Genomic DNA, 18747 nt, shown 5'->3' with positions numbered 1-18747 from the left:
CTCTATTCATCTCGAGATTTCTGATGTACCGGATTGTTCTTGCAGCGTTTTCTGTGATGGTCATTCTGGCTTTGGGTGCGGGAACGTCCAAAGCGGAACTTCGTGTCAGCCTAAAACCAGATGTGATCACCGCAGAAAGCACATCCGCTTTGGTAATAGAAGCCAGTTCACTGCGCTTGGATATCACTGTCGTCCGGCCAGATTTTCAGCAGCGCGCAGTGGATGAAAGCGGCGCCATAGATCAGATTCTGGGCAAAGCGCCGATCTATGATGAATCTTCTGCGAAGCGCACGCTTGCCACTCATTTCACGCTCGGTTTGCTAGAGGGCGACAGTGGAGAGTTGCAGAGACAGACGTCGCAGTCGCGATGGCTTCGAGATCCAAATCTGTTTCAGATTGTGAATGGAATAACCCAGGAGGGTTGGCGCGGCGCAGCAGAGGGCGGTCCCCCATTGGGACCTAGTCCGGATCTGGTTTTCATCGTCGAGCTTGACTTGCCGACTGCCTTGTTAGTGGAAAATGCTCTACAAAAGTTGAGCGAGGAAACTACCGGCTCAAATGACGGGCTGTCGGTTTTTATGTTTCACGAAATCGGACGGAGTTGGATCACGGCTGCTTTGGACGCCAGCCGCGTTCAGGATCAAGTCGTTTCCAGCAATGGCACCGTGACCAAAGTCCCGGTAACCACGCAAAGCCAGACCGTTTTGGGGTGGCTTTACGAGACTACATTGGATCTGACCAGACGTCCTGGGACCGGAGCGCGCGCCAATGTTTTGCAGGGTTGTTCGGTGTCGCCCGAGAATGTCATCCGAGATTTGTATGTGCCATCTGACGAAGCCGTAGCAAACGCAAGACCGGCCAGCATTCAGACGTTTTACCAGGATTTTTTGGATCCTAATGCAGGACGTTTGTCTGTGCGCCGTCTCATCGGTTTAGCTGAAAGCGCCAAAGGCGGCGTAACGGGGTTTTTGGTGCGTGGCTCCGCAGGAGCAGCGACATGGTTTGATCCGAACACGCTGATGTCTTGGGTATCCCAAAAAGGGGTGCCACTGGCAAAGTGGACCGAGTATCGAACTGCCTTGCTGAACGGGCGCTCGGATCCGATTGTGACCGACATCTACATCTGTGCTGGCAAAGTACGCGCACGTGGGCACAGCATGATCAGCAACACGATTTTTGAGCGGTCTTTGGGATATCGCGCAGCGACTGAAGTGCTGCGCGCCCGGGCCACTGAAAACGGTGCGCGGCATCCGGTGCCCCGCTTCTTTGTCGCCGCCGAAACTGTGACCAAATTGCTTGGTATCGGTATGGTGGATCCGCTCGAGTTGAACGATGCGGATGACTTCAAAGTCTTGATCGACACGGTGGACGAATTGGTCGTGGACGAGGCGTGCGCGGGCTTGACAGGTGCTGAAAGCCTTATGGTGGGGGCTGCTTCACGGCGGCTATTACGGCTGATCAACTGGGAACTTTATCATAACGTCAACCTGCCGTTGATCGGCTATCTGATTGAGGAAGGTCGATATAATCAACCGTTCTCAATGCAAGACCCTTTGACCGGTCGGACGCTTACCCCGGACATGCATCCAATGTTCCCAAAATTGAACGGAACACCCATTCCCTTCGATTTGCGAATGGTTTTGGCCGAGCAAGGCTATATCGAGACACGTCTGCCAGAGCTGGTCGACCTTAACAGCGCAGAGGGCAAGGTGATCGTGCGCGAGCTATCACTGTCGCAACAGGCGCTCTATTGCCTAGAGTTGTCGAAAATCCTGCAAAGCGACGCGGATAAGGCCCATCGCCAGTATCTGACGAGCACTCAAAAATACCTGCAAGCTGCCGTCGATGCAAAACTCTTCGACAAAGAGGAACTGACTTTCTCGAACTACTGGTATCGTGTTGCAACCGGCTCGGCCATGGTGATGATCGCACACGGGAAAAGCGTCGATACCTTTTTGCAATATTTGCGGCAGTTAATGGATCTGCGGCGCAAAAACGAACCAGTTCCATCTGCCGAAGTCCTGAAGCCAAGCGATGAAGAGCGTATCACGGCGTTGATGCGAAGGGGGCAGGATCAACTGCACCCAAACGAGGTGCGTGATGTCCGTCGCGCTGCCGAGTTGCTTTTGTCTGACAGTTTTGGCGAGGATGTTTTCTGGAACTGTTCGGTTGGGGCTGAGCAGACGCCGGTTGCTGGTGTGATGGATCTGCCTAGACGCGCAAATACGGTTACCACGTCTGGTGGCACCTCTTTGATCTTGGCATTCGAGTTGGGTGCCGGAGGCGCATTGAACCCAGATGCAACCCCGGACGGAAGTGATCCTGCGATTTGCGCCGCGCTAAGAGCGCGCCGAGATCAATTCGACGCTTGGGTCACCACGGGCCAAGCGCCTCTGTTGCAAAGCTATTGGTCATCAGAAAAGCACATTGTTGTTTTGGGAAATTCAACGCGTTTGCGCTCGCTGGTGGCGAATTTGGCACCTTATTTGCGTGTGCAACAAAACGCCGGGTCCCCGCTGGATTCAAATCCTGAATGGGTGATTGATCGACTGCAAGATGCGAAGTCGCGGCAGGCAGCGTTGGAGCGTCGCCTGACTCTTTTGAAGATACTGCAGCCCTATAGCGACAAACAACCTGAAGTGCTGGCCGCTTTGGGAATAACCAAGGCGACCTTTGACAAAATTGCGGCAAGTTCGAAAGCGCGGCTAATGGGTGCAGACAGCATTGGCGGAATGGATGGGACCTTAGGCAAAGGCGGTGACAGACAAACCTATTCCGAAGCCTTTGGTGCTGCTGCTCTGGATAATTTTCTCACAGAATTCGAAGCACCCTTGGCGGCGCTTTTCCGACCTATGGAAAAGGCTTGGCAAATCGAAGTAACAGAACCGAGCCCAGCAAAACCCGCCGCAGGGCGATTTGCGCAGAACACGTTCTTCCTGACGCCAACTGGAGCGTCCCCTGCAGCCGGAATTAATCTCAATGATGTCGACTTGGGGGGACTTGCCCTTGGTGGTGACGTCGGCTTGCGCCTGTCGGAGACGAGCGCAGAAGACGTGTATCGTGGCGATCTGGTGGTGCGATTGCCTAGCCTGCGGAGCCCGGCTGGAGCCGGTGCGCAGGGAAGCTGTGGCGTACAAGTATTTGATCCGGGTAGCACCGTAACAGACAGCGCGACCTGCGCGGCTTCGAAACTTTTGGGCGATGAAGCAATTGTGGATGAACCCGAGTTGGCCAGCTTGGGCATAACATTTCGGAACCTGCGCGCTCCGCCGACTTGCGATGAAGAGGACATTGCCAATTGTGGACTGCAAGTTTCAGGTGCGGTCAACGAAGACGACATCATTCCGGATCCGGCGAGGTTGACCAAAACACTGCGTCAACTGGGCCTGCCCGAGTTTGTCAATTTTTCCCTGAACCGTGTGGATTTCGGAGACGATGGCTCCACGCAAACAATGACCTTGGTTGGGAATTTGACTGTTGCCCGTATTGCTTTGGGGGAAATCAACGTACCGCTGCGCGACGGCGGAACGTGGAAGGCACTTTTGCCGGAGATGATCAAGGCAGCAGACGACAAAATCCGCTCAGACATGGCTCACGAGCTGGGCAGGTTTGAGAGTTTTCTCATCGGGCTGCGACTGCCGGCAAAAGAAAGCGACTACAACGCGTCGCCAGTACGGTTCGGGCCGATGCGGCGTGCAGATGGCAGCCCGGATGTATCCTTTGGACTGGATTGGACGCGTCCGTCTTTGGGCATGCGAGTGATGTATGAATTGAGCGCGCGTTTGCCTCAGGAGCCGGACAGCACCGCGTTATCCGTGCGCGCCGGGGTCGAGTTTGTGTTTGGCAGTGACGGACTTAAGAAACAACGTATCGTCTTCGAGAAGTCGGGCATGGACGAGGTGAACGCCCGCATCGCAGGGTATTTCGCGACTTTTATTGATACACTGGGCGGTCCGGAAGACGCGGTGATTGCCGTTGCACCAGAAGTAAAAGGCGGCCAGCTTTTCTTTAACGTGTCTTATGAAGCCCAGATTGAGGGCTGCCCTGTGCGCGCCGCTGTGTCTGTTCCCATGGGCTCAGATTTCATTGCGGCGGCCCAAAGCGCGCTTGGCTCCGAAGCTGAAACACTGCTGGGAACCGCAGCGGCGTGCGTTGCCGAGACACTTACAACCGAAGTGAACACGACGTTACATTCTCAATCGATTGATGTTCTGGGGGTACCGTTTACGGCGCACGCAGCCAATAGGGTGTTGCAGGCGGCGATGGATCAACAAATACCGCTCCAGTTCACTTTGGAAGTCGATCCAGGCCCCGGTTCGCCAATTGGAACCTGTGAGGGTCTGCAGACTAAAGAAGTAAATGGCATCCGGCTTAAGGCAGAAAACGGAGTAAAACTCGATTTTCGTGGGATGCGGGCCATCGATCAGGAAACGCTTGGGCACATTTTACGATGCCGGATAACAACGGTCACTCCAGAGGCTTTGCAACCATATTTCGAACTTCGGAATGTCAAAATAGGTCATGATCTGATCGCTGCTGATTTTGCGCTCAATGACGTGCCTTTGATTGGGTCGATCACCTTGCCGCGGCAGAACTTCCTGCGCTTGGACAGCGATGTGGAGACACTTCTCAAACAGGCGCTCGGAGCAGCTGCAGCAAAAGAACTGCGAGAGCATATTGCGGATGTTGTCAGCGATCTGGAGGTGCCTGGCATGGGTACCGTTAACTTTGACCCGAACACATTGGACATCGATTTATTCAGTGACCAACCTCGGATTTCAGCAGGCATCAGGGTGGAGGCCTTCGGTATCGTTGTGCCGGGAAGTGTGGAAATCCGGCTGGATCGGGGGTTGGATGCGGTTCGCATTGCAATTGATGAAAGCCAACTGCAGGCGGCCGCGATCGAAGGCGTGGTAGCGCAGCTGTTGGACTATGTTCCTGAAGACACTGTGAAAATCGAAAATCCTCGATTCGGCCGACTGGACGACTTGGGCCGTGAATGGGGGCTGGTCTTTGGTGTCAAAGCCGAGGTGCCGATTGAACCCGGTCTGGTTGTCGGGGCCAGCAGGGTCGTGATCAGCGAAAGTGGCGTCAGCATTGGCGAGAAAATCACGGGTGGCATGTCAGCGCCGATTTACCTTGGGGTCGTGGCCATGTCCAAAGTGCTGGTCAGCCTTTACACCGGTGAAAATGGCGGCAAATCCGGATTGGAAATTGGTGCCGATCTTACTGCTTTTGAACCGCAACTGGCGCATCTGGTTAAACTGCGCGCGCTGCTTGATTTGAGCGAAATCGACAAGCCGAAATTCACCGCAAAGGGTGATCTCGTTGTTCTGAGCGCACTGGAAATATTTAAATCCACAGGGGTTTTGGATCTGAGCCAAGTGCGCGCGACGCTTGATGCGAAGACAACCGATGCCATCCGCGATGTGCTGAGTTTCGACGCAGATTTGGACCTGGATGGGGGCAACAAACGTTTCCTAGCCAAATCGGAACTTGGCGTTCTGGGGATAGACTTGTCGCGATCTGATCTCACGTTCTGTGTCAAAGCCTGTGGCGATGGTTCAGGTCGTGAACACTTGGCTGAGTTGACGGTTTGGGAGCGTATGTTGATTGGCGAAGGCAATGTGAACGCCATTACCGATCTGGACTTCAAAAACCCGAACGTAGGTGCTGGTCTTGCGCTAAACCTATTTGGTTGGAAACCGGGTGGCGCTAATCTGGATGCAGATCTGCGACGTGTACAAGTGTCGCTGCGTTTCTTGGGCATCAGTACCAAAGCGGTCACGCCCTCGGTGGAAACTATGACCCCGCAATATCTGATCGATTTGTTGAAATCGCTTTTGGACATCAGCTTGGAGGACTTGTTGAACATCGATCCAACAAACATCACGGTTTCGGTGATGAGTGGTGATGGGTCAACGCAAACGGTACATGATGGTGAGAGCGGTGGCGATGCCGCAAAGGCTGATGACGGTGAGGAAAATCACGATCATGGCACCCATACCGGCACAATAGCTGTGCTGCAAAATGAAGAGGGCGCACCACCGCCGCAAGGCGATGGCCAGGGCGCCCCTCAGCCGACCCCTTGGGGGCAGCAAGTAGCGGCAAATATCTGTGAAAAAATCATTGGTACGCCGGGCAGCACAGAATTGAGGGATGCCATCGACGCACGTTATTACATTCATTCCGTGCGACAGGGCGATCAAATAAGACCTGCGTTCAGTTGGGAGATACGGAAACCGGAGGACACTTGGGGCTGGTGGCGTTTGTACACGCAATCCACCATTCAAGAACTTTGCGAAAAAAAAGGCGTTGCCTATCAATTGAACAAGGCACTGGTGGGCACGGACCGCGGTTATGTCGGATGGAGGCGTTGCGAAGATACACTCCCCTCTGCGTATCGTTTTCGCACAATTCCAAACGTTGTGCCGGGCGCTGTGCGGCCAGAACCTTTGGACGGCGCGATCAACCTTTCAACGTATCTGGCTTGTGTCGAGATTGACGGATGGACGCTATCGATCTGGGGAGACTGGTTTTTGGGTGACGGAGGCCAGACCTATTTGATTGCGCCGAGATGCCCGTCAGGAGAGATACTGGCGCAGGCTGTTGCTAATTCGGCCGAGATCCAGCGGCTGTGCGTGGGCTCCGGACTTATTGAGGTCGCCAAACCGGAAAACACTGGATACGCAGTAGCAGACCTATTGACTGCGGATGTCGTCTATCAGTTGCTCGTAAGTCAAGTGGCGCCGAAAGTGGCTGGCCTTGAGAATACACTGGGTTTCAGCCAGATGGCAGAGATCGTTCTGCCGAACATAACGGGCAAAGAAGATCGGGTTTATCAACCGGAAGTTTGGAAAGAGACTGATGCTTCGGGCGCGACGCTGAACTGGCACATTATGATGCGGGAAGCAGCAGTCGGGGACGGATGGTCACTGGTAACGCCGCTCGTATTGGCCGCTGACGATCCGCTGGCGCGCTATCTCCAAAGGCCGGCCATCTTGGCACACGCGCTTAGTCTATGGCTGACTCATGGCAGACGTCCGGAAATCTTGTCTGCCGAAGCGGACGACTACTTGGTGCTCGGAGTACTGTCTTCTGGGAAAGAGCAAAGGGGACAAAGTCGGACCGCCAAACCAACACATGAGACGCACAGTTGGATTTGGCAAAGTGCGCCTGGTGCATCGCTGCATATACGTGAACTGAGTTTTCCACTGTCTGTTCCCGCACCCGGAGGCAGCTTACGCCTCGAAGAAGGGAAAACACCGGCCAAAGCAGCAATGTTGGCAGGGATTTGGGAAGAAGTACGCAGGTTGCCGAAATCGGATGGCGGCTGGGAAGTCCTGATGGGACTGGATGCGCGTAAACAGTCTCAGAGTTGGGCCTTTGTTGAGCAGGGCCAGGACAAACTGCCCAATCAAAAAATTCATATTCTTCTGGACCAAGTCACGTCCAAACAGCTTGCCTTAGATACGTTGTGGGATACGTCTCTGTCGCTTGATGGGGCTGAAATCTTACCTCATATCAGACGCCGCTGCGTCACGGGCGCTGAAATAGCGACCGCGCTGGGTGCCGTGCAATCACCCTCTGTTCCCAGTGACGAGATGTTGGAAATAGGTGCTGTAAGGCTGGCACTGACCCAACCCGCGATTTTTGACCGTCGCCATACCGGATTGCGCGCACTGCCCGATCCTTTGGTGCGTTTGCCGAATTCCACCTGTCCGGAGCCATTTCAATGACCGACCGTTTCAAGAAGCTTCAGTATGTATTCCTGTACGCACTGATGCCCGCCATCATGCTCTCGGCTGCAGTCCTTATTGGGCACTTCGCGATGGTTTTCTTGGTCGTGGGTTGCGTCCTTCTAATGATTTTATTCGAGAACACTCGAAACCTAAGGCCAGATCTGGGTTTGCCTGCGGTTCCGACTGTTGGACTGCTGGCCTTGGCACTTTTGATTGGCGATGTGATTTATGGCAAACTGCAGGACAGGATGCAGCGCAACCTTGTTGCCTCCACTGCGCAAGTTGATGTGATCGAAGACTTATGCGCCCGCGTGCCGGGACTGGTTCAAGCGGATTGCCGCGGGCCCAACCTAGTAGCTCTTTCCCTGGAGAATGGCCGCCAAGGTGACCCAGGGATGCGGCCACGCGGGCAACTCAGTTGGCTGACAATCTGGTCACTTTTGCGGGAAACCAATCTGCTGAACGAACGCAATTTTCCCAACCCAACGTCTTTGATTGCAGCCTCGGAAACCGATCGCGCAACGGCGATGACGGTGGATTTTCTGCGGGGCGCTGACCGAATGAATGAAACAAGTTTCGGGCTTTTGCGTTCCTTGAGTCGCCCTTGTGGCGTCGCAGGACAGTTGGCCTCAACCGACAATGCAAAAAAACGCGAGATCGAAAGGCAAGATGCCGCGTTGGATTGGATGCTCGCGGTTACCCTGGCTGATGTCCAGGCACGAGATCTAACCGCTGGTCACCCGGCTATCGATCCGACCAAGGCCCCCAACCTTAAGAACGAAGATATGGGGGCCGCGGAAGAGCTCAAAGCAGCGATTAACGAATTGTCGCCATTGCGGCTCTACGAGTTTTCTCGCAGCGATTTGGTGGACATTCACGACAGAAGCCGAGGCTTTGACACGCTCCGCAATTCCCGTCGCATGGAAATTCCGACCCCGTATCGTGATGAAGAGATCCTGACGGCGCTTTTAATTAGTGGGCAGGTTTACGATACGCAGGAAAACATGACTGCAGCAGGCTATCTGGATTGGCGGCGCGAAGTGGAAGCCAAACAAATTGGCAGCTATTTGCGCAGCGAAGACGGGGATCTGAGCGGTCGCTGTTCGGTTTTGACAACCAAAACCGAAAAGCCCGACGAAGGTAATCCCGGTGGCCCTTCTCTGGGTCCAAGTAATGCAGACGATGCGTTCGAAATCGAAGAAGCACAGCAACTGTTTGATGCGTTTCGTCAGCGAGAAGAAATCGCCCTTTATGTGGCAGGTCGCATCCGTACAGCCGATTCAACTCGGGATGAGCGTTTTTGGCTGACACTAGTGACCGGTTACGAGCAGTATGCGATGCTGAGCCTTTTTCTTTTCGGCTTGTTTGTTGCGGTGGTGCGTTGTGCCGCCTTGATCTGGGCCTACTTGAAAGAGGAACTGTGGTTTGTTCCAGCCGATAGTCATGTACCGGTATTATTCAGCCTGCGTTCGAGCCGTTGGCCTTTAAAACTTGTGGCTACAATTATGCCGGCGATTGGTTTCATCGGCACGGTGCGCGGCATCATGCTTAGTTTGACAGGTGCAGATCAGATCGTTTGGGCAAGTACAATCAATGAACGTTCTGCAGCCATCAGCGCGCTTTCGACTGACCTTGGCCTTGCGTTTGCCACTACCTTGATTGCGTTGCTCCTCGGTGTAGTTCTGAGCCTTGTGGTCGCCGCCGAACAGCGTCTGGGCGAAGTGACGGTATCTCGCGTCGAGAACATGAGGCTTGCCAGAAGTACGACCGAAGCTAGTGGTAAGTGACATGATCGATGGCTGAAGCGTTCCGAGATCCTGGAGAAGAGCACGACGATTCGACATTTATCATGTCGCTTGCCGATGCACTGACCTGCGTCTTTGGCGCGGCAATCGCCTTGTTCGTCATCTTCCTTGTTTTGGTAAAATTGGACCCGACTGTGTCGCGAAAAGATGACGCGGACCGGGTGGCGAATATCGCGCTTGCAGATAGCGCGTTTGATCGTGTGTTTGACAGTGGTATGTCTGTAACCCTGATATTTGAGGCGGACGATTGCCGGGTGGTTTCGTCTATTCGATTGGGCGCAGGAGAGCGCGCCGATGCGGCGACTGAGTATTGGCTGTCCCGTCCTCAGGCCGGAAATCCGGGAAAAAACTGCCGTGCTTTTGTCTATCTACCGAAGGGTTTCACTGCGCAGCGCTTGGAGCTTGTCTCGGCGCGGCCCGCACGAAATGTGACTATGCGGGTTTTGGTCGGAAATCGGTATTCGGAACGGATCGCCTTTGACATTTTGCCTTCGCGCGGTACTGGTACGTCGCGATTTGCCACCCTGAGTCAATCCGGTGAATTTAAGCCGGACAGCAGGAACTGAGGCCATGGCGGAGCAGCATGACAGAATTGAAACGGTGCCTGAGGCTACGGACCCTTTGCCCCAGAGGAATTGGGACGAAATGATCGTGGGCCTGGATGCGGAACCGGAGCCGGATACATTTGGTTTCAGCTTTGTAGATATGGTGTCTGGCGGTTTTGGCGCAGCCTTTTTCCTGTTTCTGATCTTTTCGACTTTACCCCTTGATATCGGGTCAAGGGGCGGCGGAGGCGACAGATTTCTTCAAATCTGGGTGGATTGGAATGGCGGAGAGGCTGCGAATGTGACATTGGAGCCCATCATTGAATTCGCACCATCGGAGAGCAATGATTGGCTGAGTTATCGAATGTCGACCGGACGCTTGCGTCAGACCGGTGACTTTGGCGATATGCAGTTCAGGTTCCGTCACAGGATCTTCTGGACGCATGTGTTTGGTGCCGGGTTTAGTGACGCTCGTTCTACTGCCATGACGCGTATCGACGAAAATGGCGTGGATCGCTCGGGTTTCTGGCTGCATTTTTCGAACCCGTGCCCCGGTCGCTATCGTATAGCTCTTAATCGTAATGCAGGCTTCAGAGACCTGCTTGTGTCGCGTGAACGCGCGGTCGATGAGGAAACTCCATACAATGTGCGTGTCGAAGCACCGGGCATGGCAGAAGTGAAAGCCGGGGTTTTCAAACACGACGATGCGACGCTTACCAATTACGTGACTTGGTCGGCATCAAGCGATCCACAAGATGCGGAAGTCATAAATATTGCAGAGCCACGGATAAAGGGGGTTGATTTGGAGCATTGCGAGTAGTGTTCGGGCCGGGCTTTACCACACAAATCACCATCTTCGACCGTTCCAGGGGCAGGAGAGAGTAGAAAGTTGAGCTCCTCTCAATAGGGTTCGCTAGACCTCGCACTCAGACGCTATTCTCGCGGATTTTGCTGACCTATCTCACATTGCTTCGGCCATCGCGAAAATGACCGAAGCCCGCTTTGGTCTTATTCCTGACCCTCGCTGCACTATGAACGAAGGTCCGCTGCTCGCGTGCAACGCGCGATTTGGCCCCGCGATGGGGCAGGCGCGTCGGTTTTGCCTGACACAGGGCAACTGCCGTGCGCCCCCCTGATCAGTGTGCCTCGGCCCAGTTGTTGCCTGTTCCTGCATCCACGGTCAGTTTGACATCCAGATGCACCGCCGGGTCGGCGGCGCTTTCCATGACGCGGCGGGCGGTTTCGATGGTTTCATCGACTGCCGCTTCGGGCACTTCAAAGATCAATTCGTCATGCACCTGCAACAGCATCTTGGCGGGCAGATGGGCGATGGCGTCAGGCATGCGGATCATGGCGCGGCGGATCACGTCGGCGGCGGTGCCCTGAATGGGCGCGTTGATCGCCGCGCGTTTGGCAAAGCCCGCGCGCGGGCCCTTGGCGTTGATCTCGGGCGTGTGGATCTTGCGACCGAACAAGGTCTGCACGTGGCCGTGCTCCTTGGCAAACTCCACCGTGCTGTCCATGTATTTGCGGATGCCGGGGAAGCGTTCGAAATAGCGGTCGATGAAGCCCTGCGCCTCGGCCCGCGGGATGCGCAGGTTGCGCGCCAGGCCAAAGCCGGAAATCCCGTAGATCACACCAAAGTTGATCGCCTTGGCCTTGCGGCGGATGTCGGGCGTCATCTCGGACAGCGGCACGTCGAAGACTTCCGATGCGGTCATCGCGTGAATGTCCAGCCCATCGGCAAAGGCCTGCTTCAGCGTGCCGATATCGGCCACATGGGCGAGGATGCGGAGTTCGATCTGGCTGTAGTCGAGCGACAGGAGCTTGTTGCCTTCCTCGGCCACGAAGGCCTCGCGGATGCGGCGGCCTTCCTCTGAGCGCACCGGGATGTTCTGCAGGTTCGGGTCCGCCGAGGCCAGCCGCCCTGTGTTGGCGCCGGTCTGCACATAGGATGTATGAACGCGGCCCGTTTCCGGGTTGATGTGATCCTGAAGCGCATCGGTGTAGGTCGATTTCAGCTTCGACAGCTGCCGCCAGTCCAGCACGCGGGCGGGCAGCTCGTGTTCGGTTGCCAGCTCTTCCAGGATATCGGCGCCGGTAGCATAGGCGCCGGTCTTGCCCTTTTTGCCGCCTTCGATCCCCATCTTGTCAAACAGGATCTCGCCCAGCTGTTTCGGGCTGCCCACGTTGAAACTCTCGCCTGCCAGCTCGTGGATTTCCGATTCCAATGCCGCCATCTTCTGGGCAAAGGCGTTGGACATACGGCTGAGCGTGTCGCGGTCCACCTTGATGCCGTGACGCTCCATCCGGGCCAGAACCGGCGACAGGGGGCGTTCCAGCGTTTCATAGACAGTGGTGACCTTCTCGCGGTGAAGCTGCGGTTTGAACAGCTTCCACAGGCGCAGGGTGATGTCGGCATCCTCGGCCGCATAGGGCACCGCGTCAGCCACCGGCACGCGGTCGAATGTGATCGCCGATTTGCCTGTGCCCAGCAGCGATTTGATGGGGATCGGCGTGTGATCGAGGTAGCGTTCGGACAGCGTGTCCATGCCGTGACCGTGCTCACCGCCATGAAGGGAATAGGACAAGAGCATGGTGTCGTCATAGGGCGCCACCACGATGCCCTCCTCAAAGCCCGCCCCACGCTGGCGCACCATGATCTTGGCGTCGTATTTCATGTTCTGACCGATCTTGAGGATCGCGGGATCCTCCAGCACCGGTTTCAGCATGGAAAGCGCCGTGTCGAACTCCATCTGCCCCTCGGCCAGCGCGTCGGAGCCGAACAGATCGTCGCCGCCCGCCTCGGCCTTGTGGGTGAGGGGGATATAGCAGGCCTCTCCCGGCTCGACGCACAGCGAGATGCCAACCAGATCGGCGGTCATTTCATTCAGGCCGGTGGTCTCGGTGTCAAAGGCGACCCAGCCGCGATGGCGGATGCGGTCGATCCACTTTTGCAAGGCGTCGGCATCGCGCACGCATTCATATTTTTCGGCATCAAAAGGTGCCGCCTCTGCCGGAGTATCCTCGACCGGCCCGCCGACGGGGGCTTTCGGTTCGGGTATGACCGGCGCCTCGCGGCCCATCTGCTTGGCCATGCGGGTGCTGAGGGTGCGGAACTCCATCTGCGCCAGGAAATCGAGCAGCGTATCCGGATCCGGCTCTTTCAGCTCCAGATCCTCCAGCGTGAAATCGAGGGTCATGTCGCAATCCAGCTGCACCAGCCGTTTCGACAGCTCGATCTGCTCGCGCATCTCGATCAGGGTCTGGCGGCGCTTGGGCTGTTTGATCTCCTCGGCGCGGTCCAGAAGAGCCTCGAGCGAGCCGTATTCGTTGATCAGCAGGGCCGCCGTCTTGATCCCGATCCCCGGCGCGCCGGGGACGTTGTCGACGCTGTCGCCTGCCAGCGCCTGCACATCGACGACACGCTCCGGGCCGACGCCGAATTTCTCCACCACGCCGTCGCTGTCGATGCGTTTGTTCTTCATGGCGTCCAGCATCTCGACGCCGCCGCCCACCAGCTGCATCAGATCCTTGTCTGACGAGATGATGGTGCAGCGCCCGCCCGCATTGCGCGCTTGATGGGCAAGGGTTGCAATGATGTCGTCGGCCTCGAAGCCTTCGATCTCCTTGCAGGCGATGTTGAAGGCGCGGGTGGCGTCGCGGGTCAGCGGAAACTGCGGGCGCAGGTCTTCAGGCGCAGGGGGGCGGTTGGCCTTGTAGAGATCATAAAGATCGTTGCGAAAGCTCTTGCCGGAGTGGTCAAAGATCACCGCCACATGGGTCGGCGCATCGGGGCCGGTGTTGGCCTCGATGTATTTGTAGAGCATGTTGCAAAAGCCCGCGACGGCCCCGATCGGCAGCCCGTCGGATTTGCGCGTCAGCGGCGGCAGCGCGTGATAGGCGCGAAAAATGAAGGCCGAGCCATCAATCAGATGAAGATGGCATCCCTTGCCGAATTGTGTCTCGCTCATCGCTGATACTCCCCTTTGGCCCCGTTATCGGTGATCAAGGCGGGAAGGGCAATTGCCCTTTGCCCAAGGATCCGCCGGTTCACTTTGGACGTTCAAGTTGCGGGTGACTTATGTGCGGTTGGCCTTATGGTGAATGAGAGTTGTATCGATTTTTGTTCGGAGGCCGACATGACCAAACACATTTACGGCTGCGCATGCTGCAGTGCGGATTTTGGCAAACTGTTCAAGACGAACGAGCGCGTTCAGGAGATGAAACAGCAGGTAGGCGAGGGCGGCTGGTCCTGCAACTGGGGCATCGATCTTGGCAGTCTGGGGCGTCGTGACTTCCTGAAAGGCGGCGCGGCCATTGCCAGCCTTGCTGCTGCGCTTCCGGGCGGGGCAAGGGCGCAGGACAACAACACTGTGGTCTTTACCGGCGGCACGGTTCTGACGGTGGATGATGACTTTTCCGAAGCGGAAGCTGTCGCGATCCGTGGCAACCGGATCCTTGCCGTGGGCACGGACGGAGAGGTGCGCGCCGTCGCCGGAGAGGCCGCCGTGATCGTCGATCTGGCGGGCAAGACCGTCCTTCCCGGCTTTATCGATGCCCATAGTCATGTGATCGCCGGAAGCGTCGTGGACGCCATCATGGAATACGTCGGCATGGCCAAATACACGACCGTGGCGGCGGTGCTGGATCACATCAAGGCCCGCGTGGCGGACACCCCCGCCGGCGAATGGCTGGTGTTCCGCAATTTTGACCCGGCTGTACAAGACGGGCTGGACGAGCTGACCTTTGCGGATCTCGATCCGATCTCGACCGAGCATCCGATCTTCCTGCTCAACGCCTCGGGGCATCTGGCCTATGCCAACTCAAAGGCGTTTGAGGCTGCGGGCGTCAGCCCGGATGTGGAGAACCCTCCGGGCGCAGAATTCGTGCGTGATGCGGATGGCAATCTGACCGGTGTGATCAAGAACAACGTGGCTTTCCTGCAGGTGCTGGGGGCCTATCCGGCGCTGGGCGCGACGGAGCCGGTCGATGCGCTGGTGGGCCTTCTGACAAAGTGGAGCGCGGATGGTCTGACCACGGTGAGCGAGCTGAGCCTCGGGGGGCTGTCGCAGTCGCCCGCCGATGTGGGGGTGATGATGGGGGCGGCGGCCACGGGTCGACTGCCTGCGCGCATCCGGGCCTATCCCTTCTACACCATCGGGGCCGAGGCCTGGGATGCAGCAGATGTGAAACCCGGCGCGGGCAATGCCATGGCGCGGGTCGCGGGCTACAAGCTGGTCGCCGACGGGTCGAACCAGGGCTACACCGGCCTGCAGCGCGAACCTTACATCAACTCGGACAACTACGGCCTTGCCTATACCGCGCGCGAGGATCTGATCGAGCTGGCCGTGGACCGCGCAACCAAGGGCTGGCATCTGGCGATCCATGGCAACGGCGATGCGGCCATCGACAACGTGCTGGACGCCTGCGAGGCGGTGCGCGATGCAGGTGTCGACATGAGCCGGGTGCGTGCGCGCATTGAACACTGCTCGATCCTTCATGACGAGCAGATCGCCCGCATGAAGGACCTTGGCGTCTCGGCCAGTTTCCTGATCGGTCATGTTCACTACTGGGGCGTTGCCATGCGCGACGAGGTGTTCGGCGAGCAAAAAGCACAGCTTCTGGACCGCTGCAAAAGCGTTGAGGACGCCGGAGTGGGCTATACCCTTCATTCTGATTTCATGGTCACCGACCCGGTGCCGCTGCACATGATCGAAATGGCAGTGACGCGGAAGACCTGGAAAGAGCCCGACTACGTGCTTGCCCCGCAAGAGCGGATCTCGGTCGAAAGCGCCATTCGCGCCGTCACGTCCGAGGCGGCCTGGCAGCTGTTCTCGGATCACGAGGTCGGCAGCCTGGAGCCGGGAAAACTGGCGGATCTGGTGATCCTTGATCAGGATCCGCGAAAAGTGGATCCCGACAGCATCAAGGAGATCGCGGTGCTGGAAACCTGGATGGATGGCCGCCAGGTCTACAAACGCGGGGCGTGATGGATTGGCCGCCGGTGCAGGTCTGATGGCCCTTGCACCGGCGCGCCGCGGTCCGCGACCCTGTTCTTACACCTTGTCCGGGCGCCCTGCGGGGCGGCTCAATCGATGCGGCGTACCAGGATCTGGTTGCCCTCGCCGCGCTTGGTTTCAAAGATCTTCAGCGTGGCGATCAGATCGCTGAGTTTGCGTTTTCCATAGCTGCGGGTGTCAAAGTCGGGCGTGGCGGCGCTGATGTACTGCCCGATCTGCCCCAGCGTGAACCATTCATCGTCCTGATTGATCGCATCCATGGCGCGTTTTACCAGCTTGCTGGGATCTTCGAGCTCCGCGGGGTCGCTGGGCTGGCTCTGTTCCTTTTGGAGTTTTGGCTTCGGCGCTGCTTTTGCAGGCTCGGAAATCAGGTTCTCGACATAGATGAAGCGTTTGCAGGCTTTCACAAAGGCCGCAGGCGTCTTGCGCATGCCCATGCCGAAAACATCCAGTCCCTGTTCCCGGATGCGGCTGGCGAGCCGGGTGAAATCGCTGTCGGATGAAATCAGCACAAAGCCGTCGAACCGGCCCGAATGCAGGATGTCCATGGCATCGATCACCAGCGCAATATCAGAGGCGTTCTTGCCGGTGGTGTTTGCAAACTGCTGGTGCGGGACAATGGCCAGAGCCGCCAGCTTTTCCTTGGTCCAGCCCTGCGTGCCCGTGCCCGAGAAGTCCCCGTAGATGCGGCGAATGCTGGCTTCACCCAGCGAGGCGATCTCTTCGAACATCACTTCGGCATGTTTGGCCGAGATGTTGTCCGCGTCGATCAGGACGGCCAGAAGCGGGGGTTTGGAGGGGTTTTGCATGGCGCTGAATGTTCCTTTGACGCAGATATCGCGGCTGCTGTTGAGGATGATCCGCCTGGGCGGGATTTGCAATGTGGCCGGGCTGCCGCCAAAGAAAAAGCGCCGCCGACGGGTCGGAAGCGCCTTTCACGATCTGTACAGGACCCGCAACGGTGTCAGTCGACCTTGCCCTCGAAATCCTTGTGGATGTATTTGCAGTCGCAATAGGGGCATTCGACCCAACCGGTATCCTCGGGGATCTGCAGGTAGACCCGCGGATGTCCCAGCGCGCCTTCGCCGCCGTCGCAGGCGACACGGTAGCTGTCAACGATCTTGGTTTCAGGCGCTTCGATGGTCATCGGCTGGCGATCCTCTTGCTGATGCGTTAGGGGCTTTATGTGACAGGACAGCCGAGGGAGCAAGAGCCGCGATGACTGATGATGCAATCCGGATCGAAAGCTTGCGCAAAACCTACAAAGGGCGCAAAGGCCAGCCCGAGAAACACGCGCTGAAGGGCATCGACCTGACGGTGCCGCGCGGGTCGGTCTTTGGCCTGCTGGGGCCGAATGGCGCGGGCAAATCCACGCTGATCAATATCCTTGCGGGGCTGGTGGTGAAAACCAGCGGCAAGGTGACGATCTGGGGCTTTGACCAGGATGAGAACCCGCGCCAGAGCCGGGCCTCGATCGGGGTGATGCCGCAGGAGCTGAACCTGGATCCCTTCTTCACCCCGCGCGGCGCGCTGGAGGTGCAGGCGGGCCTGTACGGCGTGCCGAAATCCGAACGCTACAGTGACGAGATCCTCCGCATGATCGGGCTTGAGGACAAGGCCGAGGCCTATGCCCGCACCCTGTCGGGCGGCATGCGGCGGCGGCTCTTGCTGGGCAAGGCGCTTGTGCATCGCCCAAACATCCTGGTGCTGGACGAACCCACCGCCGGGGTCGACATCGAGCTGCGCCAGATGCTGTGGGAAAACGTGCGCAAGCTCAATCAGCAGGGCATGACCATCATCCTCACGACCCATTACCTCGAAGAGGCTGAAGAGATGTGCGACGAGATCGCCATCATCAACCAGGGCGAGGTGGTGGCGCGCGACAGCACCGCGAACCTGCTGGGCCGTCTCGATGCGCGCGCGATGGTGGTGCATCCGGCCTCTCCGGTCAGCGAGTTGCCAAAGGGCGATGGCATCGAGGCCGAGCTGCGCGGCGATGGCGCCGTGGTGCTGCGCTATCACAGCCAGAAAACCAGTGCCGAAGACGTGCTGGCCGCCGTGCGCGCCGCCGGGATCTCGATCCGCGATGTGAAGACCGAAGAGGCGGATCTTGAAGACGTCTTCCTCGCCCTCACGAAATCCCGCTAGGGAGCACCCCGATGCACATTCGTTCCTTCGAGGACCGTGATGCGGCAGATTGGGGCCGCATCTTTCACGCCGCCGTGCACGGGATCGGCGCGCGCGACTACACCCCCGCGCAATGCGCTGCCTGGAGCCCGGTGGAAGCTCCGGCAGAGGTGATAGAGACGCGCGCCCGCGACGGGCGGACCACTTGGATCGCGGCGGATGAGGCGGACGTGGCGCAGGGCTTTATCGAGCTGGAACCGGACGGCCACATCGACTGTTTCTACATCGCGCCGGATTTCGCGGGCACCGGGATCGGCGCCGCGCTTTATGCCACTCTGGAAGAAGAGGCCCGCAGGCGTGGCCTTGCTCGCCTTTATGTCGAGGCCAGCGAAGCCGCCCGCCGTTTTTTTCTGCGGCAGGGCTTCACCGATCAGGGCCGCCGCGATTTTATGCGCCGGGGGGCGGTCCTGCATAATCACGCGATGGACAAGGCGCTTTAGCGCGG

General features: G+C 57.7%; 10 protein-coding genes. 7 read left to right on the top strand and 3 right to left on the bottom strand.

What is annotated here, in order from left to right; translation table 11 throughout:
- Nucleotides 1–23 precede the first annotated feature (23 nt).
- Genes AADA15_RS12775 through AADA15_RS12760 form a run of 4 tightly spaced genes read left to right on the top strand, consistent with a single transcriptional unit; the run spans nt 24 to nt 10912 of the window.
- Nucleotides 24–7739, top strand: coding sequence for a hypothetical protein (locus AADA15_RS12775; protein ID WP_341641941.1), 7716 nt, complete (start codon nt 24–26; stop codon nt 7737–7739).
- The gene (locus AADA15_RS12770) at nt 7736–9529 is read left to right on the top strand and encodes a MotA/TolQ/ExbB proton channel family protein (RefSeq protein ID WP_341641940.1); all 1794 of its coding nucleotides are present in this window, start codon (nt 7736–7738) and stop codon (nt 9527–9529) included. The genes AADA15_RS12775 and AADA15_RS12770 overlap by 4 nt, the downstream gene beginning before the upstream one ends.
- A gap of 8 nt (nt 9530–9537) precedes the next feature.
- Nucleotides 9538–10113 carry a hypothetical protein gene (locus tag AADA15_RS12765; RefSeq protein WP_341641939.1) on the top strand — a complete coding sequence of 192 codons (576 nt, stop codon included), beginning with the start codon at nt 9538–9540 and terminating at the stop codon, nt 10111–10113.
- A 4-nt stretch (nt 10114–10117) separates the two neighbouring features.
- Complete coding sequence (locus AADA15_RS12760) at nt 10118–10912, top strand: hypothetical protein (protein WP_341641938.1); 795 nt, start codon at nt 10118–10120, stop codon at nt 10910–10912.
- A 316-nt stretch (nt 10913–11228) separates the two neighbouring features.
- Here the strand turns inward: AADA15_RS12760 and polA are convergent, their stop codons facing one another.
- Complete coding sequence (gene polA, locus AADA15_RS12755; RefSeq protein WP_341641937.1) at nt 11229–14066, bottom strand: DNA polymerase I; 2838 nt, start codon at nt 14064–14066, stop codon at nt 11229–11231.
- 168 nt (nt 14067–14234) lie between these two features.
- On the opposite strand from polA, the gene AADA15_RS12750 reads away from it, so the two are divergent.
- Nucleotides 14235–16085 (top strand): amidohydrolase, encoded by a 1851-nt coding sequence (locus AADA15_RS12750; protein WP_341641936.1) that lies wholly within the window; start codon nt 14235–14237, stop codon nt 16083–16085.
- A gap of 98 nt (nt 16086–16183) precedes the next feature.
- Here AADA15_RS12750 and AADA15_RS12745 read toward each other — a convergent pair whose 3' ends face one another.
- Complete coding sequence (locus AADA15_RS12745) at nt 16184–16924, bottom strand: NYN domain-containing protein (RefSeq protein ID WP_341641935.1); 741 nt, start codon at nt 16922–16924, stop codon at nt 16184–16186.
- A 155-nt stretch (nt 16925–17079) separates the two neighbouring features.
- Nucleotides 17080–17262, bottom strand: coding sequence for a zinc-finger domain-containing protein (locus AADA15_RS12740; protein WP_192965161.1), 183 nt, complete (start codon nt 17260–17262; stop codon nt 17080–17082).
- 71 nt (nt 17263–17333) lie between these two features.
- On the opposite strand from AADA15_RS12740, the gene AADA15_RS12735 reads away from it, so the two are divergent.
- Nucleotides 17334–18263, top strand: a complete 930-nt coding sequence (locus AADA15_RS12735; RefSeq protein WP_341641934.1) for an ATP-binding cassette domain-containing protein — start codon at nt 17334–17336, stop codon at nt 18261–18263.
- An 11-nt stretch (nt 18264–18274) separates the two neighbouring features.
- On the top strand, nt 18275–18742 hold the full coding sequence (locus AADA15_RS12730) for a GNAT family N-acetyltransferase (protein WP_341641933.1): 468 nt from the start codon (nt 18275–18277) through the stop codon (nt 18740–18742).
- Nucleotides 18743–18747 lie beyond the last annotated feature (5 nt).

The organism is Phycobacter sedimenti (assembly GCF_038148855.1).
Classification (GTDB): Bacteria; Pseudomonadota; Alphaproteobacteria; order Rhodobacterales; family Rhodobacteraceae; genus Phycobacter; species Phycobacter sedimenti.
This window is presented reverse-complemented; position numbering and strand designations above follow the sequence as displayed.

Bases quoted from the DNA above. Each gene is read 5' to 3' on its own strand.
- AADA15_RS12745 (WP_341641935.1), bottom strand. From the start codon at position 16,924: ATGCAAAACCCCTCCAAACCCCCGCTTCTGGCCGTCCTGATCGACGCG.
- AADA15_RS12730 (WP_341641933.1), top strand. From the start codon at position 18,275: ATGCACATTCGTTCCTTCGAGGACCGTGATGCGGCAGATTGGGGCCGC.
- AADA15_RS12740 (WP_192965161.1), bottom strand. From the start codon at position 17,262: ATGACCATCGAAGCGCCTGAAACCAAGATCGTTGACAGCTACCGTGTC.
- AADA15_RS12750 (WP_341641936.1), top strand. From the start codon at position 14,235: ATGACCAAACACATTTACGGCTGCGCATGCTGCAGTGCGGATTTTGGC.
- AADA15_RS12760 (WP_341641938.1), top strand. From the start codon at position 10,118: ATGGCGGAGCAGCATGACAGAATTGAAACGGTGCCTGAGGCTACGGAC.
- AADA15_RS12775 (WP_341641941.1), top strand. From the start codon at position 24: ATGTACCGGATTGTTCTTGCAGCGTTTTCTGTGATGGTCATTCTGGCT.
- AADA15_RS12735 (WP_341641934.1), top strand. From the start codon at position 17,334: ATGACTGATGATGCAATCCGGATCGAAAGCTTGCGCAAAACCTACAAA.
- AADA15_RS12770 (WP_341641940.1), top strand. From the start codon at position 7,736: ATGACCGACCGTTTCAAGAAGCTTCAGTATGTATTCCTGTACGCACTG.
- AADA15_RS12765 (WP_341641939.1), top strand. From the start codon at position 9,538: ATGGCTGAAGCGTTCCGAGATCCTGGAGAAGAGCACGACGATTCGACA.
- polA (WP_341641937.1), bottom strand. From the start codon at position 14,066: ATGAGCGAGACACAATTCGGCAAGGGATGCCATCTTCATCTGATTGAT.